21 protein-coding genes are annotated in these 23,821 nt (G+C 48.2%); 9 read left to right on the forward strand and 12 right to left on the reverse strand.

The features are described 5' to 3' along the window. Positions 1-45 precede the first annotated feature (45 nt). Entirely contained in the window at positions 46-2,862 is a 2,817-nt protein-coding gene (locus H6F93_RS18425; RefSeq protein WP_190683588.1) for an NACHT domain-containing protein, read from the forward strand. On the opposite strand, the gene H6F93_RS18430 is transcribed toward H6F93_RS18425, so the two are convergent. Both H6F93_RS18430 and H6F93_RS18435 read right to left on the reverse strand, forming a co-directional pair. Further along, the gene (locus tag H6F93_RS18430; RefSeq protein WP_190642017.1) at positions 2,859-3,647 is read right to left on the reverse strand and encodes an ion transporter; all 789 of its coding nucleotides are present in this window, start codon (positions 3,645-3,647) and stop codon (positions 2,859-2,861) included. The two genes, H6F93_RS18425 and H6F93_RS18430, sit on opposite strands and share 4 nt — an antisense overlap. Before the next feature lie 103 nt (positions 3,648-3,750). Next, a complete protein-coding gene (locus H6F93_RS18435) occupies positions 3,751-4,416 on the reverse strand; it encodes a class I SAM-dependent methyltransferase (protein WP_190683591.1) in 666 nt (221 codons plus the stop codon). Positions 4,417-4,458: 42 nt separating this feature from the next. Between H6F93_RS18435 and H6F93_RS18440 the strand changes: the two genes are divergently transcribed. Next, on the forward strand, positions 4,459-4,899 hold the full coding sequence (locus H6F93_RS18440) for a hypothetical protein (RefSeq protein ID WP_199313791.1): 441 nt from the start codon (positions 4,459-4,461) through the stop codon (positions 4,897-4,899). Between the two features lie 78 nt (positions 4,900-4,977). Here H6F93_RS18440 and H6F93_RS18445 read toward each other — a convergent pair whose 3' ends face one another. The 4 genes from H6F93_RS18445 to H6F93_RS18460 form a co-directional block, all read right to left on the reverse strand. Further along, positions 4,978-5,604, reverse strand: coding sequence for a Uma2 family endonuclease (locus tag H6F93_RS18445; RefSeq protein WP_190683594.1), 627 nt, complete (start codon positions 5,602-5,604; stop codon positions 4,978-4,980). A gap of 212 nt (positions 5,605-5,816) precedes the next feature. Next, the gene (locus tag H6F93_RS18450) at positions 5,817-6,080 is read right to left on the reverse strand and encodes a hypothetical protein (protein WP_190683596.1); all 264 of its coding nucleotides are present in this window, start codon (positions 6,078-6,080) and stop codon (positions 5,817-5,819) included. A gap of 10 nt (positions 6,081-6,090) precedes the next feature. After that, positions 6,091-6,837 carry a hypothetical protein gene (locus H6F93_RS18455; RefSeq protein WP_206755745.1) on the reverse strand — a complete coding sequence of 249 codons (747 nt, stop codon included), beginning with the start codon at positions 6,835-6,837 and terminating at the stop codon, positions 6,091-6,093. A 93-nt stretch (positions 6,838-6,930) separates the two neighbouring features. Beyond that, the gene (locus H6F93_RS18460) at positions 6,931-7,401 is read right to left on the reverse strand and encodes a tetratricopeptide repeat protein (protein ID WP_190642055.1); all 471 of its coding nucleotides are present in this window, start codon (positions 7,399-7,401) and stop codon (positions 6,931-6,933) included. A 150-nt stretch (positions 7,402-7,551) separates the two neighbouring features. On the opposite strand from H6F93_RS18460, the gene cobW reads away from it, so the two are divergent. Beyond that, positions 7,552-8,643: a cobalamin biosynthesis protein CobW gene (gene cobW / locus H6F93_RS18465; protein WP_190642014.1), complete on the forward strand. Its 1,092-nt coding sequence runs from the start codon at positions 7,552-7,554 to the stop codon at positions 8,641-8,643. A 266-nt stretch (positions 8,644-8,909) separates the two neighbouring features. After that, the gene (locus H6F93_RS18470; RefSeq protein ID WP_190642013.1) at positions 8,910-9,929 is read left to right on the forward strand and encodes a tetratricopeptide repeat protein; all 1,020 of its coding nucleotides are present in this window, start codon (positions 8,910-8,912) and stop codon (positions 9,927-9,929) included. Positions 9,930-10,066: 137 nt separating this feature from the next. Here H6F93_RS18470 and H6F93_RS18475 read toward each other — a convergent pair whose 3' ends face one another. Then, positions 10,067-10,366 (reverse strand): Mo-dependent nitrogenase C-terminal domain-containing protein, encoded by a 300-nt coding sequence (locus H6F93_RS18475; protein WP_190642012.1) that lies wholly within the window; start codon positions 10,364-10,366, stop codon positions 10,067-10,069. Here H6F93_RS18475 and H6F93_RS34720 point away from each other — a divergent pair. Further along, a complete protein-coding gene (locus H6F93_RS34720; RefSeq protein ID WP_277882863.1) occupies positions 10,365-10,496 on the forward strand; it encodes a hypothetical protein in 132 nt (43 codons plus the stop codon). The genes H6F93_RS18475 and H6F93_RS34720 overlap by 2 nt on opposite strands. Positions 10,497-10,763: 267 nt before the next feature. Here H6F93_RS34720 and H6F93_RS18480 read toward each other — a convergent pair whose 3' ends face one another. The 3 genes from H6F93_RS18480 to mfd all read right to left on the reverse strand — a co-directional run bounded on the left by H6F93_RS18480 (position 10,764) and on the right by mfd (position 15,969). Beyond that, positions 10,764-11,381 carry an S-layer homology domain-containing protein gene (locus H6F93_RS18480; RefSeq protein ID WP_190683602.1) on the reverse strand — a complete coding sequence of 206 codons (618 nt, stop codon included), beginning with the start codon at positions 11,379-11,381 and terminating at the stop codon, positions 10,764-10,766. Positions 11,382-11,607: 226 nt separating this feature from the next. Beyond that, complete coding sequence (locus H6F93_RS18485) at positions 11,608-12,369, reverse strand: Uma2 family endonuclease (protein ID WP_199313792.1); 762 nt, start codon at positions 12,367-12,369, stop codon at positions 11,608-11,610. 30 nt (positions 12,370-12,399) lie between these two features. Further along, positions 12,400-15,969 (reverse strand): transcription-repair coupling factor, encoded by a 3,570-nt coding sequence (gene mfd, locus H6F93_RS18490; RefSeq protein ID WP_190683604.1) that lies wholly within the window; start codon positions 15,967-15,969, stop codon positions 12,400-12,402. Positions 15,970-16,239: 270 nt separating this feature from the next. Between mfd and H6F93_RS18495 the strand changes: the two genes are divergently transcribed. Then, positions 16,240-17,550 carry a hemolysin family protein gene (locus tag H6F93_RS18495; RefSeq protein WP_190683607.1) on the forward strand — a complete coding sequence of 437 codons (1,311 nt, stop codon included), beginning with the start codon at positions 16,240-16,242 and terminating at the stop codon, positions 17,548-17,550. A gap of 630 nt (positions 17,551-18,180) precedes the next feature. Beyond that, positions 18,181-20,604, forward strand: a complete 2,424-nt coding sequence (locus H6F93_RS18500; RefSeq protein WP_190683610.1) for a sucrose synthase — start codon at positions 18,181-18,183, stop codon at positions 20,602-20,604. A 102-nt stretch (positions 20,605-20,706) separates the two neighbouring features. Here the strand turns inward: H6F93_RS18500 and H6F93_RS18505 are convergent, their stop codons facing one another. Beyond that, complete coding sequence (locus tag H6F93_RS18505; RefSeq protein WP_190683613.1) at positions 20,707-21,426, reverse strand: DUF1997 domain-containing protein; 720 nt, start codon at positions 21,424-21,426, stop codon at positions 20,707-20,709. Positions 21,427-21,816: 390 nt separating this feature from the next. Between H6F93_RS18505 and H6F93_RS18510 the strand changes: the two genes are divergently transcribed. Next, on the forward strand, positions 21,817-22,476 hold the full coding sequence (locus H6F93_RS18510; protein ID WP_190683616.1) for an SDR family oxidoreductase: 660 nt from the start codon (positions 21,817-21,819) through the stop codon (positions 22,474-22,476). Positions 22,477-22,507: 31 nt separating this feature from the next. After that, positions 22,508-23,218, forward strand: coding sequence for a glycoside hydrolase family 24 protein (locus H6F93_RS18515; RefSeq protein WP_347277317.1), 711 nt, complete (start codon positions 22,508-22,510; stop codon positions 23,216-23,218). A gap of 29 nt (positions 23,219-23,247) precedes the next feature. On the opposite strand, the gene H6F93_RS18520 is transcribed toward H6F93_RS18515, so the two are convergent. Next, complete coding sequence (locus tag H6F93_RS18520) at positions 23,248-23,793, reverse strand: pyridoxamine 5'-phosphate oxidase family protein (RefSeq protein ID WP_190642005.1); 546 nt, start codon at positions 23,791-23,793, stop codon at positions 23,248-23,250. Positions 23,794-23,821 lie beyond the last annotated feature (28 nt).

The raw sequence follows: 23,821 nt of genomic DNA on the forward strand, positions 1-23,821 counted from the left end.
CGATCGCCTACACTCGTATGCAGACGTGTAGGGTCAGCATAGCGGATGCAAAGGATTACTCAAACGCTGATTAAGTGGGTTCCTTCAGGAATTGGGGCGGGGGCAACGCTGCACTATGCCTTAAACCAGGAATGGACACGGGCGATCGCCCTCTCCTTTATCACCGCATGTCTGTCACTCTGGGCTAAATTCAGCGGCAAGTTTATGGAAACGCTCGAAGAAGCGGCAGCTCAGCGAGGAGCTGACTCCGCCCAATGGGTGATTAGAACAGCCGATCAATTTGCCCTAACCTTACTGTCCAACTTCCAGAGCCGCTACTATCAAAGCCTGATTTACGCCCTACGTGACTTTCGGACTCAAGGACTGAAAACCAAAGGTCCGTTTGCTCTAAATCTGGAGAAAGTGTTTGTACCCCTTCAACTTGCTCCAGAGACGACCGATAAGGTTTCTTCTGCCATGATCCCAGTTCGTCATGCGACAGAAAGCCTGGAGATTTGGGATTTTCTTGCCAAGCTAACCGAACAATCCACCTTCAAGCGAATTGTTGTTCTGGGTCCGCCTGGTTCTGGCAAAAGCACACTGCTAGAGCATTTGACGCTCACCTATGCCCAAAAGGCGCAGACTCGCCAGCATCCCAAAGCTCCAGCGTTAATTCCCATTCTGCTTTATTTGCGAGACGTTCAAGAAGCCCTCTTCCTGGACAAAACTGGTGCAGATTTGGTCGAAGTTCCACCCACACTGACAACACTGATTCAGCAGCAAAACGCCGTCCAGAAACTCAACCCACCTGCTGATTGGTTTGAGTCGAGACTGCGACAGGGTAAGTGTTTAGTTTTACTCGACGGCTTGGATGAGGTCGCAGACAGCGCTCGGCGGCATCAGGTGAGCCGCTGGGTTGACGAGCAGATGCTCAGCTATCCCACCAATGCATTTATCGTTACTTCCCGTCCGTTTGGCTATCGCAGCGCTCCGCTTCGTCACATTGGGCTGGTGGCTGAAGTGCAGCCCTTTACGCTGAAGCAGGTTGAGCAATTTATCAACAACTGGTATTTGCAAAACGAGATCATGCGCCGTCTGGGAAAGGACGACCCCGGTGTACGGCAGGTGGCACAACAGCAAGCAGGCGATCTGTTTAGCCGCATCAAACACAATCCGGCTCTAGCAGCGATGGCGCTGAATCCGCTGCTGCTGACAATGATTGCAACGGTTCACTGTTATCAAGGCGCACTCCCAGGGCGACGGGTCGAACTCTATGCAGAAATCTGTGATGTGCTGCTGGGACGTAGACAAGACGCAAAAGGCATCGTTGAATCCTTGACCGCTGCTCAGAAAAAACTGGTGCTGCAAGTTCTGGCGCTAAAGCGAATGCAGAAGAAAACTCGCGAATTTAAGAAAGTAACCGGATGTTTACTGATTCGCGAAAAGTTGGTGACGGTTGCAGGCTACGACGCAGATCCAGAGGACTTTTTAGAGCAAATTGAAAATATCAGTGGTTTGCTGGTGCGACGCCAGCCTGATGTGTATGAGTTTGTCCACAAGAGTTTTCAGGAATATCTGGCCGCCGCTCAGATTAAGGAATCAAAGCAAGAGTTTTTGCTTACTCGCAACATTGATGATCCCTGGTGGGATGAAACTATTCGCCTCTATGCCGCGCAAGAGGATGCCAGTAACCTGATTTGGGCAGCGCTTGACCAGCCCAGCGTGGTTTCGTTAACGCTAGCTTATGACTGCCTGGAAGAAGGGTTAAGTGTGCAGCCAGACGTGCGACGACAGCTAGAGGACACCTTAGAAAAAGGGCTGGAATCTGCGGACGCAGAAATCTTTAAGCTGGCAGCGGAGGTAAAACTATCGCGCCGTTTAAACAAGCTGCTGCGAATGGATGACCTGACTGAAATCGACACGAGCTACATTACCTGTGCGGAGTATCAGCTTTTTATTGATGAGAAGAATCAGTCGGGAGAAAGCTGCCAGCCCGACCACTGGCAAACGGCAAAGTTTTCACCTGGCAGAGCAATGAGTCCGATCACGGGTATTCGAGCTAGCGATGCAGAAGAGTTTTGTGAGTGGCTGACGCAGCGCTCTAGCCCAATCGGGGATACATTTTTGGAGGGCAGTTCTTCCGTATTTGTAGGGGAAGCCAGGTTTCGCTTACCCAAGCAAATTGAAGTGCAGGAGCATCCACTCCAAGCAAAACAAATTGGCTGCTGGTGTAACGCGGGCGATCGCCAACTCATCACCGGAATTGCCCCCATCCAGTGGCAACGCTGGTATAAGGCACTGGCAGAATTAGTGGAGAGCGATCGCTTCCTCATTGAAGAGTTGGATCGTGCCCTCGATCACCCTCCTGATAAAACGCTCTCTGCCTCTAGCTCACTCAACTTGCTATATCAAGCACTTGGCCTCACGACGCACAGCGGCTTCGACCTTAACCTTGACCTAGAATTTGCCCGTTCTCGCATCATTGACTTTGAGTCTGATTTTAGTTTCCAACCCACAATTCCACTAGAGCAAGATTTGCTGGATTTGATTAAGTTGGTGGGCGATCGCACCCATAGCCTCAACTATGATTTCATAGCACAACGCGACTATGACTTAAGTCAATTTCGAGCTTATACCCTGCTCACTTCTGTGCTGTTTAAATTAATTTCAGAAGCTCACGACAAAGCAGCAAAAAGCCGAGGTTTGTTGCCTACTCAAAAACCCACCCGTCGCGAGTGTGAAGAACTGAGCCGTGAGTATCTAAGCAAAAGCAGCGAAGCATTTAATCTCTTCGCTTTCTTTGTGCTAATTGACCAACGCAGAGCCGGACAACTTCCTGCTTGGGAAAGCATTCGAATCGTAAAACAAAAAATTAACAGCTAAATCTTGCAAATGTTTCTTAACTCCGTACCGCAGATTTTACAGAACCGAGCATCCGTATCATGAGAGTCAAGCCCACATCCAGGGCAAAGAAACTCCATCTGTTTGGTCGTACTAAGCAGTTGTTTAATCAAATCACCTAACTGCCAGGGAATCAGAGCAATACCTGTCAAAATCATTAGTACGGTAAGCAGTCGTCCTACTTCAGAAATGGGTGTGACATCACCAAAGCCAACTGTTGTCATCGTTGCGACTGAGAAATAAAATGCATCCAAAAAAGTGGCAAAGTCTTCTGGATTAACCGGATGCTCAACTTGATAGATGATGCCAGAGTAGACAAAGATGATAGCAAAAAGCGTGAATAAAATTCGGGTGACAATAATACTATCTTCACCGCTGATGTAGCCAAATTTGGTTCTTCCTTCAACGAATCTAATTAATCGTAAGATTCGGAACCAGCGAAAAATTCGAATGAATTTGATATCCACTCCAGGGATAAAAAATGGCAAAATTGCTAAAAGGTCAATGATGGAATAAAGACTGAAAACATAACGAATCTTTTTCTCAGCACACCAAAACCGCAGCAGATATTCCACTGCAAAGACAATCAGAATTCCCGTATCAATCGCATCCAGGATTGAACGGACAGAAGCCGAAATTGGGTAAGTTTCTGCAACAAAGATTGCCGAAGAAATTAGCACCAATCCAGTAATGACTAAGTTGACAACTCTTCCGGGAATGGTTTCAATATCTTCTAGGTAAAAGGCGATCGCTTGTCGTAACGACATATCTCAATTTCTATAGCTTCATCTTTGTAGGATGCGTTAGCGATAGCGTAACGCATTAATTCTTGAGGACGGGGTGCGTTACGGCTTCGCCTAACACACCCTACTAGGGGCGCTTTAAGGCAAGGGTTAAGCCATCGGCGATCGCCACCATACTTAGGGTCACCCGCTGATCTTCATGCAGCTTCCGGTTAAACGCACGAATGGCTTCAGTTCGCGTATCCTGCACCTGACCATCCGCCACTCGTCCAGACCACAACACGTTGTCAATTAAAATTAGCCCCCCTGGACGCACAAGCTGCAACGCCCGCTCATAGTAGGTTTCATAGTTGCTTTTATCGGCATCAATAAACGCAAAATCAAAGGTTTTTGCCTGCCCCTCAGCCAGAAGCTGATCTAGCGTTTCAACCGCTGGCGCAATTCGCAAATCAATTCTGTCTGCGACTCCCGCCATTTCCCAATAGCGACGGGCGATCGCTGTAAACTCCTCACTCACGTCACAAGCGACAACCTGCCCATTTTCCGGTAACGCCAGCGCCACAGACAAAGCGCTATAGCCTGTGAATACGCCGACTTCCAGAGTCTTTGTCGCCCCCATCAACTGCACCAACAGCGCCATAAATTGTCCTTGCTCTGGCGCAATCTGCATCTGACTCATCGGATGGCGGGCTGTTTCTTCTCGCAGCTTTAGCAAGATCTCCGGTTCTCGCAGCGAAACTGCGAGTAAATAGTCGTAGAGGCGATCGCCCAGATTCAGACTCTTGTTAGTCATCGTTTTAAGGTAAATCAGCGGTAAACTTTGGACGGTGAGGCAATGGGAAAAGGCAAAATGTTAGCTATACGAGCAATCATAGCGATCGTGATGGTGGTGCTGCTCAGCGGTTGTGGCATCGGCAGAAGTCCAAATCAAACCTTAGTGAAGCAGGCGATCGCCATTCAGGTGAGCCAAACCCAGCAAGCATTAACTCAGCAGCTATACTCCGGCTCGTCCCAACCGCCTGAGTTTGAAATCGATCGCGTTCATATTACCAAACGCCAGCCCCTCAAAATTCAAGATCTCGTGTCTTACCGAGTTCAGGGTACCTATGATCTAACTTTGAAGTTTCCCAACCACCGCGTAACCCAGCGAGAAAACCCATTTGAGGTGTATTTGCAACGCCAAGTTGAGGGTAAAACCTGGCGTGTAGCTCAGCTTCAAGCAGGAGATGGGGAAAGGGGCGATCGATGGGTTACTCAACTGATTCTGACCGATTAGATAGCTAACTCTTCAGGCTACGAGAGCCAAAACGGTAAACAGCTCGAAGTCCAACCCGAATTACCTAGTCGTGGCGATTTACCTGCCAGCCCTCAATACCTGCTCAGCGGTCAGTTTTAAACTTGGAAAGGTTAGAGAGACGATGGTTTGACTGCCTCGAAACTGCTGGATTTCATACTCTCCATTGACTAGCGTACAGACAGAGAGAGTAGGTTGTTTGGGTTTTCCAATGTGTCGAGTCCCTCCTAACCCTGCATAGTCTGCAATCCAATATTCGGGAATTCCTAAAACGGCGTAATCCTCGAGCTTACGGGCATAATCATTTTGCCAGTTGCTACTTACAACTTCTGCCACAAATTTAATCGAACTACTTAAAGTCAGAATCGATTGATCAAGCCAAAGCGGTTCGTTGTTCAGTTCACTGCGATCGATAGCCGCAACATCAGGTCGAAATGCTGTCGTGCCTATGTTGGAAGGGCGTAATAGCCCTCGCTGAAGGACGAACCAAGGTAAGTTTGTTACATCGATCTGGACGCAAAGCTTTGTTGTAATGAAGGCTGCGACTTCTTCATGCAAACCTGTTGGTTCCAAGTCGAAAACCTCTCCATCAATCAGTTCATAGCGGTTATCGTCACCATAATGGGCGAGAAACTCATCAAAGCTGAGTGGCTTCTGTTGTACTGGTTGGTCGATCGCGATGGACATAGGTCAACTTAGCCCAATCAATGTCCTTAGTCTACCAAGCCAATCTAAGCGTAGTGTGGATATCTGCGATCGCTCATCCTTGTTCTATACAAACAATCGTTGCATTTCCGCTAGGTGAGTCCATACTGCCAACTTCTTGAGTACTGAAAATCTTGCTGTTGTGGATGCATTTTGTCTACAGACATTATTTAGACCTTCAAATACAAGATTCGTCAGTCTGCTGTACTAGAACTATTAAGCTGTGTCGCAATCGTGACTTGTGGCATCGTCTCAATTAATGCTCTCAGCACTTTATTAACTGATTCCAGTGTTGTAAAAACTTTAGCAACGTCTTCGTCCAAAACTACAACCTTTAAGACTTGCTCTCCATCGCGAGCAGCAAAGCGATTGGGTTTTGCCTTCTTGTAATCAAAATAGTACTCAGTTAGAAGCTCATCATCAGAATTTTGAGACTCCTCAAAAGGCGTTTTGCTCATAATTCTAAAGTTACTTGATGTCAAGATCAGAATACAATCTAATTAATAGTGATCTACCAAATTCAACAAGGTAATCACAATAGCTAAAAGTTGGAAAGATATTCAAAGAAAACCCTGTATGCTCAAGTAATTTGTGTTTTTTTAGATAGCTGAGAAAAGACGGCTCTATTGAGAAATAGTATGTGTTTCCAACCTCACTTACGAGCGATATTTCTTTCCCAGTCGATCTAAAAAGACTACCATTAAGCCTGTTTCCAGTATGCACAAGCAGGTTGCGTAATCCTCCAATCTTGACTAACTCTTGCCAATCAGCAGAGTTAATCTCATATTTAGCTATTGTCAATAAAATCTTTCTTGACCTTCTAATACCTTTATCATGCTTAATATTCTCAGGTGCAGAGATATCTGTTTCGAAACTTTTACAAATATCTTCAAGTTGCTGCTCTACAAATGAATACCAAGTTATGACAAAACTTGAGAGGAGAAGGTCGGGAAGGTCGCGCTCCATCTCAATAAACTTATCTGTGTAATGGTCTTTGAGGAAGTAGTATTCCTCCTCTTCCATTTCTCGCGATATTTCTTCCTCATATACCTTTTCAATCTCATCTAAATGTTGGCTAAACGCTTCCTGGACTAGGTTTAGATACTTGGACATTTGATGAAATTTGTAGTTGGTCGTAAAAACTCTAATGTTGATTCCCATAGCCATATTTTTTTGGGCATTTTCGCCTGCTAATAAGCCTTTGCTACGCCTCAACAGGAGAATTAGCCATCACGAAGAGCTTATACAGATGCAGTGAACCACGTCTGTACACAATTCAAAGCAAGATATATCAAACTCCAACTAAAACTAACTTAAACGTGCTGTACATTCCAAAATGAGTTTTTGATTTTCTAGAGAATAGGGCTGAATTTCTAGGGCTTTACGAAATGCCCAGATTGCCTCGCTATATTCTCCTAATGCGGCATAGCAGAGCCCCATTCCGTGCAGTGCGCCGAAGTGAACTGAGTTGAGTTCAACTGCCTGCTGACAGTCCGCTAAAGACTTTCGATATTGCTGCTGAACGTAGTACAAAACTGCCCGACGATTCCAGGCTTCAGCAAAGTCGGGTTGAGCCTGAATAATTTCGGTTAATAAAGCCTCTGCTTGCTCCATTAACCCTGCTTCCATTAATGCCTGACTGCGGCCCAGCAGTTCCAGCCCATAGACTCCTTTTTGTTGAAACCAGAGTTGCCAAAGCTCCTGAGTTGCCTGCTGGCGAACTGGCTCATCTGGATTTTTCAGATCTTGCAATAGAGAGTTAACCCAAGCTTCATCCATGAATTCGTATCCCTGCTGTCGACATTCTCAAAGCGATGTAAAAGCGATCGCGCAAAAAGGGGAACTGCCTCGCCCCTCTCTCCATTGTGTAATCCCCTCCGAGATTCTGCGACAATGGGGAGCGTTCTCTGCATCGCTGGATTTTCTCGCATGGCTGCAAAAATTCCCGTCACGATCATTACTGGATTCCTTGGCAGCGGCAAGACCACGCTGATTCGGCACCTGCTGCAAAACAATCAGGGTCGCCGCATCGCGGTTCTGGTCAACGAATTTGGCGAACTCGGCATCGACGGCGATATCCTCCGCGCCTGCCCCTGCCCCGAACCTACCGAAGCTGCTGAAAACGAGACAGCAGCAAATCTTCCCCCCAACCCCCAATCCCCTAACATCATCGAACTCACCAACGGCTGTCTCTGCTGCACTGTCCAGGAAGAATTTTTACCGACGATGTTGGAATTGCTGAAACGGCGAGATAGCCTGGACTGTATTCTGATCGAAACGTCGGGTTTAGCGCTGCCCAAGCCACTCGTCAAAGCCTTCCGTTGGCAGGAAATTCGCAATGCTGCCACAGTGGATGGAGTCGTCACAGTGGTCGATTGTGAAGCAGTGGCAAACGGAACGCTGGCGCATGACCTGGAGGCACTCGTTGCCCAGCGTCAAGCAGACGAAAGCCTGGATCATGAAACGCCCTTGCAGGAACTATTTGAAGACCAGCTTGCCTGTGCTGACTTAGTGGCACTCAACAAAACCGATTTGGTAGACGAGTGTACGGTGACAGAAGTTTTATCGTTGATTCAGCAGGAAGTGCCTAGGGCCGTGAAGATCGTGAGAAGCGATCGCGGACAGCTAGATCCCAACATTCTCCTCGGCTTCAACGCAGCAGTGGAAGACAACCTGGAAACTCGCCCCAGTCACCACGATGAGGAAGAGGAGCACGAACACGACGATGAAATCACTTCTACTCATCTCGTTTGGAATCAAGCTTTTGACCCCAAAGCACTACAGGAACGACTAAAAGCACTGGTTGAGCAGCAGGAAATTTATCGCATTAAAGGATTCGTCGCCGTTCCTGAGAAACCAATGCGAATGGTACTGCAAGGCGTAGGCGCAAGGTTTGAGCAGTTTTACGATCGCCCCTGGCAACCGGAAGAACCTAGAGAAACCCGACTGGTTTTCATTGGGCGATCGCTTGACTCTGCTCAAATTGAGTCTCAATTAACATCCCTGGGCAGTCCCACTTAGCGTCCTTCCATGCACTCAAAGCGCAAATCACAACTTAGGAACAATTTGGTGCGCTGTCTTTAGCAGACTAGAAAACCGCTGCAGCCGTTAACCATTTCTTTAGAATCATTAACTTTTCGCCACATTTGCCCAGCAGATGTGGTATTTTCGTGGAACCGCATCTACCCAGAGGCAGATATTAGTTTCTCAAGGACTTGAGAAATTCTGGCTAGATGTAAATTACCCAGGGCAGTCATAAGCACCATCAACACATTTGACTCACACTCATGACTCAATCACGAAACTTACAGGAATGGGAACAGCGCCGCAGCGAAGCCGCCAGTCTTTACAGACGCGGTCAACATCATGAGTATCTGGCACTGCTAAAACAAAACCTGACCCTGGCCCAAAACATTCCCGATCGCCTGCGAGAAGGCAACACTTTTAATGACATGGGTTTAGCCCACATTCAATGCTGGCAGCCCCTTCAAGCGCTAGATTGTTTTAAGCAAGCCCTTGCCATCACTCAAGAATTGAGCAACAGTCGCGGAGAAGCAATTACGCTAAGCAACATTGGCTCTGCCTACAGCCAGTTAGGTAAACTGCAGCAAGCCGTTGAGTACTTCAATCGGGCACTCCCAATCTTTAGAAAACTGGGCGATTGGCAGGGCGAAGCAGCAACGCTAAACGACATTGCCCTAGTTTATACGCGTCTGGGTGAACCCAAGCGATCGCTCCTGCTCTATCACCAAGTTTTGCCAACTCGTCAAAAGCTGGGCGATCGCCCCGGCGAGGCTGCTACGCTCAACAACATCGGCTTCACCTACATTGCACTAGGTAAGCTCCCCCAAGCAATGGAGCACTTCCAGCAGGCGCTTTTAGCGCAGCAAATAGCAGGCAATCGCCAGGGAGAAGCTACCACTCTCGGCAACATTGCTTCTGTCTACCGAGACTTAGGTCAGCCGAATCAGGCATTGCTGCTCTATCACCAGGTACTTCTAACGCAAAAAGAGTTGGGCGACTGTCTCGGACAGGCAAACACCCTTGACAACATGGGCTGCACCTGCGGCGTGTTGAATCAACCTCAGCAAGCACTAGAGTTTTATAGCGCTGCTTTGCAGATTCAGCGGAAGCTGGGCGATCGCCCCGGACGGATTAACACCTTGCTCAACGTTGGCTCAACCTACGCCAATCTCAACCAAAAAGGGCGAGCAAGACTATTTTATTTCCAGGCTCAAAGACTGATTGAACAAATCAACCATCCCCTCCTGGCTGAGCGAATCGAAAATCTAATAGACGAACTTTAGCGCTGGTTATACCGTTTCTACAAAAGAATGAGGCAGGGTTAAGCTCTTGCCTTATTCTTTATTCTTTTACGACTACAAATAAAAAGACACCCTGCATCGCAAGGTGCCTTTTTATTTATGGATTAACAGTAAGAGGATTAACAGTAAGACTGAATGTCTTCACCACACTGGTCAACTAGAAAGCAAAGAGAACGAAAGCGAAGCCCAACAAACTGGTCGTATAAAGGGTTGAGCTTACACAGAGGGGGGATGTGGGCTACGGTACGACCAAACAGATTAACGTCACGTTCAAAAGGACATTGGGCAGGAATCAACCGAGAGATGAGACGGGCAACTTTGGGGTCACGAATTTCAACGTTATCCAACCATTGACGCACAGGCTGTAAGAGATCGGAATGAGCCTTACTGCCTTGATTTGCTCTGGGTGAGATGTTCATGTTGAGAGGTACTGGCGATCGCACGATCGCTCAATTAAGTTTTCGTTCCTGTTACAAAGATACGAATGGGATCAAAATGTTTCTTAAAGGAAGTGAGAAAAAAACCGAGTTTTCACTAAAGCTCTGGTGAAAACTTCTTATCTGCAAGACTTTGGTGAGTATTTTTGCGGTGTTAGCCAATTCCAGTCCCTACAGATAAGTCAACTTGTGGAGCGAATTAATCAACGGACACGCCTGATGAAAGCAATCGTGACTGTAAAAATGAGCTTCTTGCTCGTTGTCACGGCACCCAGTTTATATAAGGAAGGTTACCCATTCCGATGGGGGAACTTACCCATCGTAGCGCCGATATCTTAACTTTTGCCACTCAAATGAGCAAGATTTCTACGCTACATTCTTATGAACCAGAATTTTGCTGATTCTCCAAATATCGGCTCAATCCGTAAGCCATATCACCCCGTGTCATCGGTCGCAGTGGACCAATCTGACTGCTGGCATCTACATTCACAAATCCTTCATGCAGTGCTGTTGCCATTGACCGTCTTGCCCAGGCAGGAATGTCTGTCGAATCTGGATACTGAGCCAGAATCTCGTCAATCGTCTCATTGGGAAACTGGAATACCCCATAAGCCTGAGCAAAAATGGAAAAGGCTTCCGCCCGTGAAACTCGCTGCTCTGGGAAAAAACGCCCTTCCCGATAGCCCGTCATGATGCCATTTCGCAACACCGTTTGGATGTCGTTGTAGGCCCAGTGTGATTCAGGTACATCCTGCATCTGAATCACCATCGCTTGATCGGGATTGCGCCGATCGAGTTGAAAAGTTTTAACCAAAATACTAGCTAGCTCTGCCCGACTCAAAAGTGCGTCAGCACGAAAGTCACCGTTAGCAGAACGACTCATCAGCCCTGCATTGACAACTCGATCAACTGGATCAGAAACTACCTGAGCTTGGGCGATCGCCGATGTGCCACACAGCACGAAGGTGAGAGAAAGGGCACTAAGAAACCGTTTCATACTTGAAAAACCTACACTCAGTTTTGGTTGATGTAGCTACTGTGTCTCAAGTTAGCCATTCTGGTGTCGATTCTACCGAAGGAAAAAAGTGACTCATTTCCATCCAGCAAAATAACTCAGTCAAATGAGTCTGACGTGTGGCGATTTAGTTAAGTTTCCTGAAGTAGGGGAGAGCAGAGGATAGTGATCGCATTCTTCCGTATCTCCCTAACCATTCTGCTAAGAATTAATTTTCCGGTTCAATTCCTGCGGCTCGTAGCTGCGCTGCCAACCGGTCTGCCCGTCGCCGTTCTTGCTCTGCTCGTTGCCGTTCTTGCTCTGCTCGTTGCCGTTCTTGTTCTGCAAATTCTGATCCCCAGAGCAACAGCTCTCCCTGTTCATTCCACCAACGCAACCAGTAGCCTGTGCGGTTTTCTCGGATTCCCTGCCAGACGCCCAGAAATAGATTCATTTCAGCGATCCAATAGCGATCGCCAGACTCAAGCGATTGCAGTTTGTAGCGCATTGAATCATCTAACTTATAAACTTCCAAAGCTCCGCTATTGGGTTCAAAAATGACGTAGTTAGGAACTTGTAAAATCTGCTCGTAGAAAAACCATTTTCCAGGCGGGTAAGTTGGCTTAACTGAATACTCCGTCCCTTCCGTATCAGATAAAAATTCCATCACAATCGCAGGAATGTCACCTTGAAGGTTTGGCGTATAGCTCCGCACAACCTCTTCTCGTGGCACTCGAATAGACGCGACATATCCCCAATCAGGGGCTTTAATGACAATCCGACCATTCAAGGTGGCGCAAATGCCGTAGTTAGTCGTGGTTAATGCGCTACCTGGCAGCTTCCCAGCAAGTTCCAAACTTTCGGTGAGCGCAGCAGCAAGGGATGGCTGATTAATGTTGTCCACTGGCTCATCGTCTAAAACATAGTCATCGGGCAGTTTTTCCCAGGTGACCTGATAAGGAATTGAACTGGCTAACATGATTTTTGCCATTCATGATTTGTCATTATAAAGTCACCTTAGTCAAACCAGTGCAGGTTCTGGCAGTGCGCCGCGCATTCGACTAAGCCAGTCAATCAGGTTCTCAAGTTGAAGGTCGGCATTGAGAACGGCTAGACCGCGCACGGTGACTTTTCCGGGGGTGTAGACAAAACGAGTTTGCAGATGTTCTGGTAGGTTGGCTTTGAGCAAATTCCAGGCGGGTTCCTCCATTGGTGTTTCTAAGACGACATGCTGCTTGCCTTCGGGCTTGATTCTTGAGAAGCCAAGTTTCTTGGCAATTTGCTTCAGTTCTACGACGCGAATGAGCTGTAGGGCAGCAGTGGGAATTGGACCGTAGCGATCGCTCCAATCCGCAGCAATCTGAGTCAATTCCTGCTTAGAGTCGGCAGATGCCACAGCCCGATAAGCGCTCATCTTTTGATCTAAATCTGGAATGTAGTCGGCAGGGATAAAAGCAGTCAAATTCAAATCAATTTGAGCATCATCAACCTGGGGAATCTCCTGCCCGCGAATTTCTTTAATCGCCTCCTCCAGCATTTCCATATATAAGTCAAAGCCGATCGCATCCATCTGTCCAGACTGCTCAGCACCCAACAGATTTCCTACGCCGCGAATTTCCATGTCTCGCACGGCAAGCTGATAGCCTGACCCCAGTTGAGTGAATTCCTGAATCGCCCGCAACCGCTGTCGAGCCGTATCTGAAAGCTGACTTTGCTTAGGATAAAACAACCAAGCGTGAGCCTGAATTCCAGCTCTGCCGACCCGACCTCGAAGTTGATAAAGCTGAGACAAGCCAAACCGCTGCGCGTCTTCAATTAGAATTGTGTTGACACGGGGAATGTCCAGACCCGACTCAATAATGGTGGTGCAAACCAGAATTTCAGCGTCTCCATTGCTAAAAGTAAGCATGGTGGCTTCCAGTTCACCTTCTTGCATTTGACCGTGGGCGATCGCCAATCTTGCACTGGGCACCATCTCCCGCAACTTTCCAGCGGTTTCTTCAATTCCCTCAACTCGTGGCACCACGTAAAACACCTGCCCGCCTCGGTCAAGCTCCTGCCGAATCGCGGTTCTCACCATATCCGGATCAAGTGGCGCAAGGTGAGTTTTGATTGGGCGACGAGAAGGGGGCGGCGTAGTGATCAGGCTCATTTCCCTCACACCTGACAGCGCCATGTAAAGCGTCCGGGGAATAGGCGTAGCACTGAGCGTTAGCACATCGACTTGAGTTCTAAGCGACTTGATCTTTTCTTTCTGGTTTACGCCAAACCGCTGCTCTTCATCTACTACCAGCAAACCCAAATCCCGGAACTTAACGCCCTTGCCCAGCAGTTGATGCGTCCCCACCACGATGTCTAGCTCCCCGGTTGAAAGCCGCTGCTGAATATCGCGCCGTTCATCCAACGTGCGGAAGCGGTTCAGTAGCCCAATCTGAATGGGGTAAGGCGCAAATCGCTCTTTTAGCGTGTGGTAGTGCTGCTGCGTCAAAATCGTCGTTGGAGCCAGCAGTGCCACCTGTTTGCCTGCCGTCACCGCTTTGAAAATCGCTCGAATTGCCACTTCAGTTTTGCCAAAGCCGACATCACCACAGACAAGACGGTCCATCGGGCGAGGGCTTTCCATATCTCGCTTCACATCCTGGACAGCTTTAAGCTGGTCAGTTGTCGGCTGATAGGGGAAGGAGTCTTCCATCTCCTCCTGCCAGGGCATGTCAGACGGATAGGGGTGTCCCTCTTGTTGCGATCGCTGAGCATAAAGCTGCAACAAATCAACCGCAACCTTTTTAACTGCCTTGCGAACCTTACTCTTAGTTTTCTCCCACGCCTTGTTCGACATTTTGTTGAGCTGGGGCACCTGATCCCCGGCTCCCCGAAAGCGCGATAGAGAACTAAGCTGATCGGCCGCTACCCGCAGCAACCCATCCGCATATTGCAACACCAGATATTCCCGGATCTCATAGTTGATCTCCAGGCTTTCTAATTTAAGGAATTTACCTACACCGTGATTCTTGTGAACCACGTAATCTCCGGGCTGGAGCTTGTTGGGGTCAACCTGTTTGGAGGCAGCACGGCGGCGTTTGCGGACATAGCTGGGCGTTGCCAGGGAATGCTGCCCAAAAAACTCCCGATCAGTAACGATCACCAATCGGAAAGTCGGCAGGATGAAACCTTCTAGCTCTGCGAGCCCTGAATATTTGACCGCAACGGGAATGTGCTGCCCCTGAAGCTTGTCGATCGCCAAATAATCTCGCGGATTGGGCACAAACTGCGCCGGACAGTCATGCTCTTGCAAGAGTGACACCGATCGCGACGGCTGGGCCGAAACCAGCCAGATCGAGAAGTTGCGATCGCGCTCTTGCCTCAACGTCTCAGCTAGCTTAGCAAACTGATGCGGGGTAGCAGGCACAGGACGACTAGCAAGGTTAAGTCCATTTCCTTCTTCTGCCAATTCTGATAAATGCAGTCGCTCAAATAGCTCCAGGTCAGCCAAAGAATCTGTAAAACTGCGGTGAATTTGCGGCAGCGGCATATCGTGATTTGCACCCACTGCCGTTTCTTGCCACTGCTCCTGGGCGTGTTCAGACCAGCGATCGCCATGCGCTCGACACTGCTCCGGCTCATCGATTGCCACCAGCGTATTTTCCGGCAGGTAATCTAGCAGCGATGCAGGCTGCTTAAATGCCAGTCCCAAAAAACGCCGCATTCCTTCAATCGTTTGGCCCGACTCTAGCCGCTCTAACTCTTCAACCGAAAGGTAATGCGCCAAGCGGGAATCAATTTGAGACGGAGCTTCCTTGCCATTCCCCAATCCCCAACCTCCAACCCCCAACCCCTGCATAATCATGGGTCCGAAGTCAGTCGTGGTTAAAACCAAACGAGTAATGCTGTCGAGCGATCGCTGTGTTGCCGGGTCAAACTCACGAATCTGGTCAAGCTCATCGCCAAATAGCTCCAGACGCACGGGTAGCTCCGAGGCAACCGGAAACACGTCAATAATGTCTCCCCGACGGCTCCACTGCCCCTCCGTTTCAACCAATGGCACTCGCTCATAGCCTAACCGCGCTAGCTGCTGGCTAAATTCTTCCAGGTTTAGCTCCATGCCTCGGTTCAACGTAAGGCAATAATGCTGAAATGTTTCAGTGGGCGGCAGATGAGGCTGAAGGGCGCGTTCGGTCGTAACAATCACGATCGGGGATTGGGAGTTAGGGGTTGGAGATTGGGGGTTGGACGGTGAAGCTAAAGTCCGTTTGCCCAGTCCTTGCAGGTCGGCAAGCACCTGAAGTTGCCCCCAAGTCATTTCAGCTTCAGAGTCAAAGGGTTCGTAAGGAGAAGCCTCCGAAGTGGGGTAGAAATGCACAGTTTGCCAACCCATTGCTTCGAGTTGAGCCGTCCAGCGTCCAGCTTCTTCAAGCGTGGCAGCGATCACCAGCAGGTTGTGCTGGCGGACTTGGGCGATCGCCGAAGCAATCAACCCTTTAGGAATGCGGGCAATGCCATTTAACACCAGAGACCGCTGCTGGCTCAGTTTGCTCAGCAGTTCAGTGGTGAGGGGCGATCGCCCCAACGCGCGAGTAATTGAAGAAAAAGCCATACGCCCTGGAATCGCAGTGTGGTGGAGCGTTGAAAAATCAACGTTTAAGGATGAGAGATTACCGTTTAAGAGATTAAAGATATCTCAAAATTTACCTATCTTAACTATTCTAAAAGGCTTATCATCTGCAGTACGCCCCGGATAACACAACCCAGGTAGGGTAATCCGATTGCAGTAATTTGTCAGATTAAAATCGATGGATGTTATCTAGTCCGAAAACGGCGCTAGTTCCCTCAAACTTAATAGCAGGTCATTCCAGGCACCCTAAGCATGTCTTCTGTCACCTTCGAAATTTTAATTATTTTGCTGCTGGTCATTGCCAATGGCGTATTTGCAATGTCTGAGATTGCCGTTGTTTCAGCCCGCAAAGCCCGCCTCCAAGAATTAGCCGAAGATGGGGATGCTAAAGCTCAGGCTGCCCTAGAACTGGCAAACGCTCCCAATCGTTTTCTTTCCACAGTACAGGTCGGCATTACCCTGATCGGCATCCTGGCGGGAGCTTTTGGTGGAGCAACCCTGGCAGGTAGACTAGCTCCCTACATTGGGCTGGTGCCTCTTTTAAAGAACTATAGTCAGGCGATCGCCTTTGGACTCGTCGTTGCCATCATCACCTACCTATCCATCATCATCGGTGAACTAGTTCCTAAACGTTTGGCCCTAGCTAGCCCCGAAAAGATTGCTGCATCAGTCGCAATTCCAATGCAGTGGCTCTCAAGAATTGCCTACCCCGTAGTCTATCTGCTGACCAGTTCTACAGATTCAATCTTGCGACTGCTAGGTGCAGGTGGGGCATCAGACGAGCCCCTCGTCACCGAAGAAGAAATCAAAGTTTTGATTCGACAGGGAGCCGAAGCCGGAACCTTTGAAATTGCAGAGCAAGACATGGTAGAGCGAGTCTTTCGTCTGGGCGATCAGCATGTCGCCTCATTAATGACTCCTCGATTCGACATCACCTGGCTAGACATCAACGACTCTACCGAAGTCAATCGCCAAAAAATGATCGAGAGCCGTCATAGTCGCTTTCCGGTTTGTCAAGACAACCCTGATCACGTACTAGGCGTGGTTAACGTTACAGATTTGCTAGCCCGGAGCCTCTTAAACCGGTCCCTTGACCTAATTGACATCCTGCGACAGCCCTTATTCGTTCCTGAAAGTACCCGTGCCTTCAAGGTGTTGGAAATGTTTAAGCAGTCCGGCACTCACATTGCGCTGGTAGTTGATGAATATGGCGTAATCCAGGGAATCGTAACCCTAAATGATGTGATGGAAGTCATCATTGGAGATGTTCCTTTCGCCGACCAGCCTCACGAGTCACCTGCAATTCAGCGTGAAGACGGCTCCTGGCTGCTAGACGGAACATTGCCAATCGAAAAATTCAAAGAAATCTTTGAGATTGAGGAAATTCCAGGCGAAGATCGCGGCAACTTTCAAACTTTGGGGGGTTTTGTAATTACTCAACTTGGGCGTATTCCCACGTCATCCGATCATTTTGAGTGGAATAATCTACGTTTAGAAGTGATGGATATGGACGGAAATCGGGTTGATAAAGTGCTAGTTATACCAACTCAGTTTCGTCTGTAATCAAGAAATTAACCTTCTTCAAATCTCTTTATAGAGTTTTGTTAAAAAACGTCGCATTATATTAAACAAAAACGACACTAACCGTAACTCCACCGAAAACTTCATTGGAAATTCAATATTTCAGGGGTTAGCTTTACTCACCCATTTACTAAGCTGTGGGATTGTATTGGCGAAGAGCAGCTTGTCTGTATCCTGCTCAAACTGCTTGTAACTCAGCTAGGAGGAGCAACACTTAACTCTTTAGATTTCTAGAACTGAGCTAAAACCAGCTAGATTAGCTAAGCATTGTTTAGCATGACTATCTAATAACAATTTAGAACCTGAGAAAGAAGTTGTGCGGAAGCAAAGCGCTGTAACATGCATCTTTGGTGCCTTTAACTTTAATTCACCTCAGGTGTTTCTCTACTGGACTTGAACCCTTTAGCCAAAGAACCTATAGAGACTTTTGGCTGTCATAAATAGAGACAACAGAATTGACTAGAGGCTACAGGGAAGCTGCCTACAGCTCGTAAGTAGCCAATTCTGGATGCAATTGAGATTGTATTTTTCAGTCTCTAACTTTTGCTGCAAAACCGCCCGTTCAAACAACGCGTTTCTTGTTGATCACTAAACCTAGTCGAAGGAGTTGCTATGTCCGAGCTGATTCAAGCGATTCTTACCAATCAGGATGAGAGAGCCGATTTACGCCAGTTTGCCAGCGAATTGAGACAGCGCGATCAGCAATATTTGCTGAGAAATGACATCATTACCGCTTTTGCCGAGTATTGTGCCCACAACCAGAAACCTGAGCAGTTTTTTCAGTCTTCTCATTTAGGCAAGCTCATTTATTACACACAGGAAATCATCTTAGATCAGGAAAGCTTGTGCATAATCGTTAGACCTAAAATTGCCAGTCAGGAGGTCTATCGATTATTGGAAGATTTAACTGTAGAGTCAATGACAGTTCAAGAGTTGTTGGATCTGCGCGATCGCTTCGTTAACCGCTTCAATCCGCAAGAAGGCGATGTTTTGGAGGTTGATTTTCAGCCCTTTTATGACTATTCACCCGCCCTGCGCGATCCCAAAAACATCGGCAAAGGCGTAGAATTCCTCAATCGCTACCTTTCCAGCAAATTATTCCAAGACCCAAAGCAGTGGCTAGAGGCGCTTTACAAATTCCTCAGCCTGCATAGCTGCAATGGCACTCAACTCCTGATCAACGGTCGAATTCAATCCCAACAACAACTTTCGGATCAGCTAAAACGCGCCCTGACCCTAGTTAGCAATCGCCCCCACGATGAGGCTTACGACAATTTTCGGTTTGACCTACAAGCATTAGGATTTGAGCCAGGTTGGGGAAATACTGCAGGTCGAGTTCGTGAAACGCTGGAGATGCTCGACCAGCTTTTAGATTCGCCAGATCACCAATCCCTAGAAGCTTTCATTTCCCGCATTCCGATGGTGTTTCGGGTGGTGCTAGTCTCCCCTCATGGCTGGTTTGGGCAAGAGGGAGTCTTGGGCCGCCCCGATACAGGCGGTCAGGTTGTATACGTCCTTGACCAGGTAAGAAGCATTGAAAAGCAGCTCCAGCAAGACATTGCTCTAGCAGGACTAGAAGCCGAGTCCGTCCATCCTAAGGTGATTGTCCTGACTCGCCTGATTCCCAACAGTGACGGCACGCTCTGCAACCAACGGCTGGAAAAGATTCACGGCACTCAGAATGGTTGGATTTTGCGTGTACCCTTCCGCGAATTTAACCCCAACCTCACGCAAAATTGGATTTCCCGCTTTGAAATCTGGCCTTACCTGGAAACCTACGCCATTGACGCTGAACGAGAACTGTTGGCTGAGTTTCAGGGCAAACCAGATCTGATTATTGGCAACTATTCCGATGGCAATCTGGTCGCCTTCTTGCTCGCCCGCCGCCTGAAAGTCACTCAGTGCAACGTGGCGCACGCTCTAGAAAAATCGAAATACCTGTTCAGTAACCTGTACTGGCAAGACCTGGAAGACCAGTATCACTTCTCGATTCAGTTTACGGCTGACCTGATTGCCATGAACGCTGCCAACTTTATTATCAGCAGCACCTACCAGGAAATTGTTGGAACGCCCGACAGCGTTGGACAGTACGAGTCTTACAAATGCTTCACGATGCCAGAGCTGTATCACGTGGTGAGTGGAATTGATCTATTCAGCCCTAAATTTAACGTGGTGCCCCCTGGCGTAAACGAAAGCTCCTACTTTCCCTACAGTCGGATGGAAGATCGGGTACCAGGCGATCGCGATCGCCTAGAAGAACTGCTCTTCACCTCAGAAGACCCTAGCAGTGTTTATGGCAAACTAGACGACCTCAGCAAACGCCCCCTGTTTTCGATGGCCCGCCTCGATCGAATCAAGAACCTCACGGGTCTAGCCGAATGCTTTGGTATGAGCAAAGCATTGCAGGAGCGGTGCAACCTGATTTTGGTGGCAGGAAAACTGCGGGCAGAGGAATCAAACGACCAGGAAGAAATCAACGAGATCCACAAACTTTACCAAATCATCGATCAGTACAACCTGCACGGCAAAATTCGGTGGCTAGGCGTGCGTTTGCCGAAGAGCGATTCTGGAGAAATCTACCGGGTGATTGCCGACAACCGAGGCATTTTTGTTCAGCCTGCTCTGTTTGAAGCCTTTGGTCTAACCATCTTGGAAGCCATGATTTCTGGACTACCCACATTTGGAACTCGTTTTGGTGGTCCATTGGAAATTATTCAAGACAAGTACAACGGCTTCTACATCAACCCGACGTTGCCTGAAGAAATGGCTGAAATCATTCTGGATTTCATCTCCAAGTGTGACCAAAACCCTGGCTACTGGGAAGAAATTTCTAATCGCGGAATAGAGCGGGTCTACAGCACCTACACCTGGAAAATTCACACCACCAAACTGATGTCGCTCGCCAAAATCTACGGCTTCTGGAACTATACTTCGCAAGAAAACCGAGAGGATATGGTGCGCTACATTGAGATGCTGTTCCATCTGCTCTACAAGCCCATGTCCAAGAGCTTGCTAGAAAAGCACATGCAGCGCTAGTAGAAACAAAGACAACCAATAAAGACAATAAAGAAGGGAGGCAGGACATTGTCCTGCCTCCCTTCTTTATGAAACCAAGACCGACACCCTAGCTAGAAAGTTCTAGTCGTGCGTAGAAGGATTTTGATTGCGGCTCCAGGGATACTTTTTGCGAGATTTCTTAACTAAAGGTGCGTTAACGCTGGCGTGGAAATCTTCCTGAACCTTATGCGTCAGGCAGCGAGAAACCTGTCTAACAACCTGGTTGAGCAGGCGATCGCCCGTCGATTGCACTAACGACTTCGGCAAAGCATGAATAAACCGAGGAAACTGAACATACACTTCTAAATTGAGTTCCCACACCACTTGAGTCAGCTTTGTTGAGGCATCTACCTCAGCATTTGCCTCAACCAGTTCTAGAGCAGCCTGAAAGTCTACATCGTAGCCAGGTGCTTCATATCCAGGAATGGAAATCGTTTTGATGCGATAAACTCCCTGGTCTTGAGGCAGTAAATCTAAGCCAACTTTAGGCTCCACCTCATAACCAAATGAGCCAAACCGTCCAATGATCAGCGTATAGCCATTCTCTCCGAGCGGCTCTGCCTTCATCGGGTGGGCACAGCGGCGAAACCAGCCATGATGTGCATCTAAATACTTGGCTACGGTCTCAGCATCAGCATACATATCCATGCAGCCCTTGTAGTAGCCATGAAAGCAAGTCGGTTCGGCAAGGTAGGCGGACTCTTCCATAGTAGGCACATTACCATCAACCAACCCTGATGTGACGCTCAAGATAGGGTTTGAGTTCTCGATGGGCTGATGATCTGCTGAGTTGGCCTGCATAAACATACTTTCCTACAATCTCGTCTGCAATAGTGGCTATTGAATTTACTATTTGACTCGACCCGTGCCTAGATTTGGCAGAGACACAGGGGTAAACGCAAAAATCTATCTATCGAGGATTCAATTACCTAGTTCACTCAGCATATCTTTTGATCTAGAAGGCAACCATGATTGATCTACGGAAAAGATAAGGCGATATCCGGCTGTCATACTTGATCAAAATCATCGCTGTACGTGATTTCAGGTGAATCGTTGGAGCCTAGCTTAACTTAACTACATGTTGTTGTGGCTAGATTACCCATTTCTACCTTAAAGTCCAGCAGAGATCCTGTATCTCAGATTCATATTCATCAACTTATCAACGTTAATTCATCAACTTAAAGACAGACCATGAAAGCATTTGTAGCAGGGGCTACCGGTGAAACCGGACGGAGAATCGTGCAAGAGTTAGTTCAAAGGAATATACCCGTTCGGGCATTGGTGCGCGATTTAGAGAAGGGACGGCAGATTCTACCTGCTGAAGCTGAGCTAGTGGTGGGTGACGTGTTGCAGCTTGAGAGTTTGAAGGCAGCGATCGCCGATAGTACCGTACTCCTCTGCGCGACGGGAGCTAGCCCCAGCCTCGACCCAACCGGGCCTTACAAAGTGGATTACGAGGGCAGCAAAAACTTAGTAGATGCAGCTAAAGCGACTGGCATTGAGCAGTTTGTATTTGTTTCCTCTCTCTGCACCTCCCAGTTTCTTCATCCGCTCAATCTGTTTTGGCTAATTCTGGTGTGGAAGAAGCGGGCAGAGGAATATCTGCAAAGCAGTGGCTTGCCCTACACGATTGTGCGACCGGGAGGGCTAAAAAACGAAGACAATAGCGATCGCATCGTCATGGCAAGCGCAGATACGCTGTTCGACGGCAGCATTCCCCGTACGAAAGTAGCGCAAGTCTGCGTAGAATCGCTCTTTCAGTCTACCGCTCGCAACAAAATTGTAGAAATTGTGGCAAAACCGGAAGCACCAGTGAAGCCATTTGAGGAGTTGTTTGCTAGCATAGCTTGATTGAAATACAAGCAAAAAGGTAGCCGACTCAGTGCGTCCATCGCCCTCGCAAGCTTCCGAAAAGCTTTCAGCCGCCGAACGGGAGCAAAACTCTGGTTCATTTTGGCACTTTCTAATTATTTTGAGCATTGTGGGCATGAGTCTGACGCTCATGTCGAAGGATTGGCAAGGGAGTTTAATTGGACTGCCCCTTGACCCCAACTGGGATGGACATCCCATTCCTCTAGCAATGCGGGGCGGCGATCCCTATATTCGGGCGCTGATGCGAACGATTTCTGTGAGCGAGTCTAGCGACCCCCAGCCTTATTCGATCATGTATGGGGGCGATCGCATTCAAGACCTCAGCAGCCACCCCGATCGTTGCATTCCAATCGTCGCTGGACCTAACCTGGGCGACTGTACAACCGCAGCAGGACGCTACCAGTTTCTCACAACTACCTGGCTGGAAAAGGCAAGAGAGTATCACTCTAAGCCCCCCGCGTTTCTATTTCGTAAAACCTATAGCTTTGCCCCGGAGTTTCAAGATGAGGTCGTTTACGACTGGCTTACCGACTCTCAAGCCTGGGGAGTTGACCTTTCAGCATTGCTTAGGTCAGGCAATATTGAAGAAGTTCTGCAAATTCTCTCAGGCACCTGGACAAGCCTTGGCTATGGCATCGAAACTAACGCCATGACTGCCAGCCTGCCGGAGGTTTACTATGAATTACTTGAGGAAGAACTGCAAGCCGCAGGGCAATTTTGACAAGACAAACTGGCAAGAGGAATAAGCCGTCAATCACTAAAGATCTGGGTAGGTAAGCCGTCAATACTTTTCTGATTCTTGTCGTGCCAATATTGCTCGATGCCACTATCTCCCTTCTTTTCTGCCCAATTGATCAATGTTTCTCGCTGCTGCTTAAATTCATAAAGTGGCACTCCATAACCACAGGATGTTTGAGCTGCTTCAACCGTCAGCACAATGATCTGGCGTTCGCCAGGAGTGACATTAAACAACGGATAAAACTCCTGCCACTCCGGGTGCCTGGGACGAATCGCCTTGCCCTGCCCGTAGAGGCGCAAAATCAGTGGCTGCTCGGTGAAACTGCAAAACATAATCGTCATACGACCGTTTTCATGCAGATGAGCCGCTGTTTCATTGCCACTTCCAGTCAGATCTAGATAGGCAACGGTTTTAGAATCAATGCACCGAAAGGTATCGATGCCTTTGGGAGACAAATTTACTCGTCCTTCAGTTGGAGCTGATGCTGTAAAAAACAGCTTTTGCTCAGCAATGAATTCTTGCAAGGACGGAGTTAATTCACTGTAAAACTTAGCCATAAAAACTCAGCTATACCGAAGTCAATCC

Source organism: Leptolyngbya sp. FACHB-671, assembly GCF_014695745.1.
GTDB lineage: Bacteria > Cyanobacteriota > Cyanobacteriia > Elainellales > Elainellaceae > JAAUTN01.

Bases quoted from the DNA above. Each gene is read 5' to 3' on its own strand.
- H6F93_RS18425 (WP_190683588.1), top strand. From the start codon at position 46: ATGCAAAGGATTACTCAAACGCTGATTAAGTGGGTTCCTTCAGGAATT.
- H6F93_RS18430 (WP_190642017.1), bottom strand. From the start codon at position 3,647: ATGTCGTTACGACAAGCGATCGCCTTTTACCTAGAAGATATTGAAACC.
- H6F93_RS18435 (WP_190683591.1), bottom strand. From the start codon at position 4,416: ATGACTAACAAGAGTCTGAATCTGGGCGATCGCCTCTACGACTATTTA.
- H6F93_RS18440 (WP_199313791.1), top strand. From the start codon at position 4,459: ATGGGAAAAGGCAAAATGTTAGCTATACGAGCAATCATAGCGATCGTG.
- H6F93_RS18445 (WP_190683594.1), bottom strand. From the start codon at position 5,604: ATGTCCATCGCGATCGACCAACCAGTACAACAGAAGCCACTCAGCTTT.
- H6F93_RS18450 (WP_190683596.1), bottom strand. From the start codon at position 6,080: ATGAGCAAAACGCCTTTTGAGGAGTCTCAAAATTCTGATGATGAGCTT.
- H6F93_RS18460 (WP_190642055.1), bottom strand. From the start codon at position 7,401: ATGGATGAAGCTTGGGTTAACTCTCTATTGCAAGATCTGAAAAATCCA.
- cobW (WP_190642014.1), top strand. From the start codon at position 7,552: ATGGCTGCAAAAATTCCCGTCACGATCATTACTGGATTCCTTGGCAGC.
- H6F93_RS18470 (WP_190642013.1), top strand. From the start codon at position 8,910: ATGACTCAATCACGAAACTTACAGGAATGGGAACAGCGCCGCAGCGAA.
- H6F93_RS34720 (WP_277882863.1), top strand. From the start codon at position 10,365: ATGTTGAGAGGTACTGGCGATCGCACGATCGCTCAATTAAGTTTTCGT.
- H6F93_RS18475 (WP_190642012.1), bottom strand. From the start codon at position 10,366: ATGAACATCTCACCCAGAGCAAATCAAGGCAGTAAGGCTCATTCCGAT.
- H6F93_RS18480 (WP_190683602.1), bottom strand. From the start codon at position 11,381: ATGAAACGGTTTCTTAGTGCCCTTTCTCTCACCTTCGTGCTGTGTGGC.
- H6F93_RS18485 (WP_199313792.1), bottom strand. From the start codon at position 12,369: ATGGCAAAAATCATGTTAGCCAGTTCAATTCCTTATCAGGTCACCTGG.
- mfd (WP_190683604.1), bottom strand. From the start codon at position 15,969: ATGGCTTTTTCTTCAATTACTCGCGCGTTGGGGCGATCGCCCCTCACC.
- H6F93_RS18495 (WP_190683607.1), top strand. From the start codon at position 16,240: ATGTCTTCTGTCACCTTCGAAATTTTAATTATTTTGCTGCTGGTCATT.
- H6F93_RS18500 (WP_190683610.1), top strand. From the start codon at position 18,181: ATGTCCGAGCTGATTCAAGCGATTCTTACCAATCAGGATGAGAGAGCC.
- H6F93_RS18505 (WP_190683613.1), bottom strand. From the start codon at position 21,426: ATGCAGGCCAACTCAGCAGATCATCAGCCCATCGAGAACTCAAACCCT.
- H6F93_RS18510 (WP_190683616.1), top strand. From the start codon at position 21,817: ATGAAAGCATTTGTAGCAGGGGCTACCGGTGAAACCGGACGGAGAATC.
- H6F93_RS18520 (WP_190642005.1), bottom strand. From the start codon at position 23,793: ATGGCTAAGTTTTACAGTGAATTAACTCCGTCCTTGCAAGAATTCATT.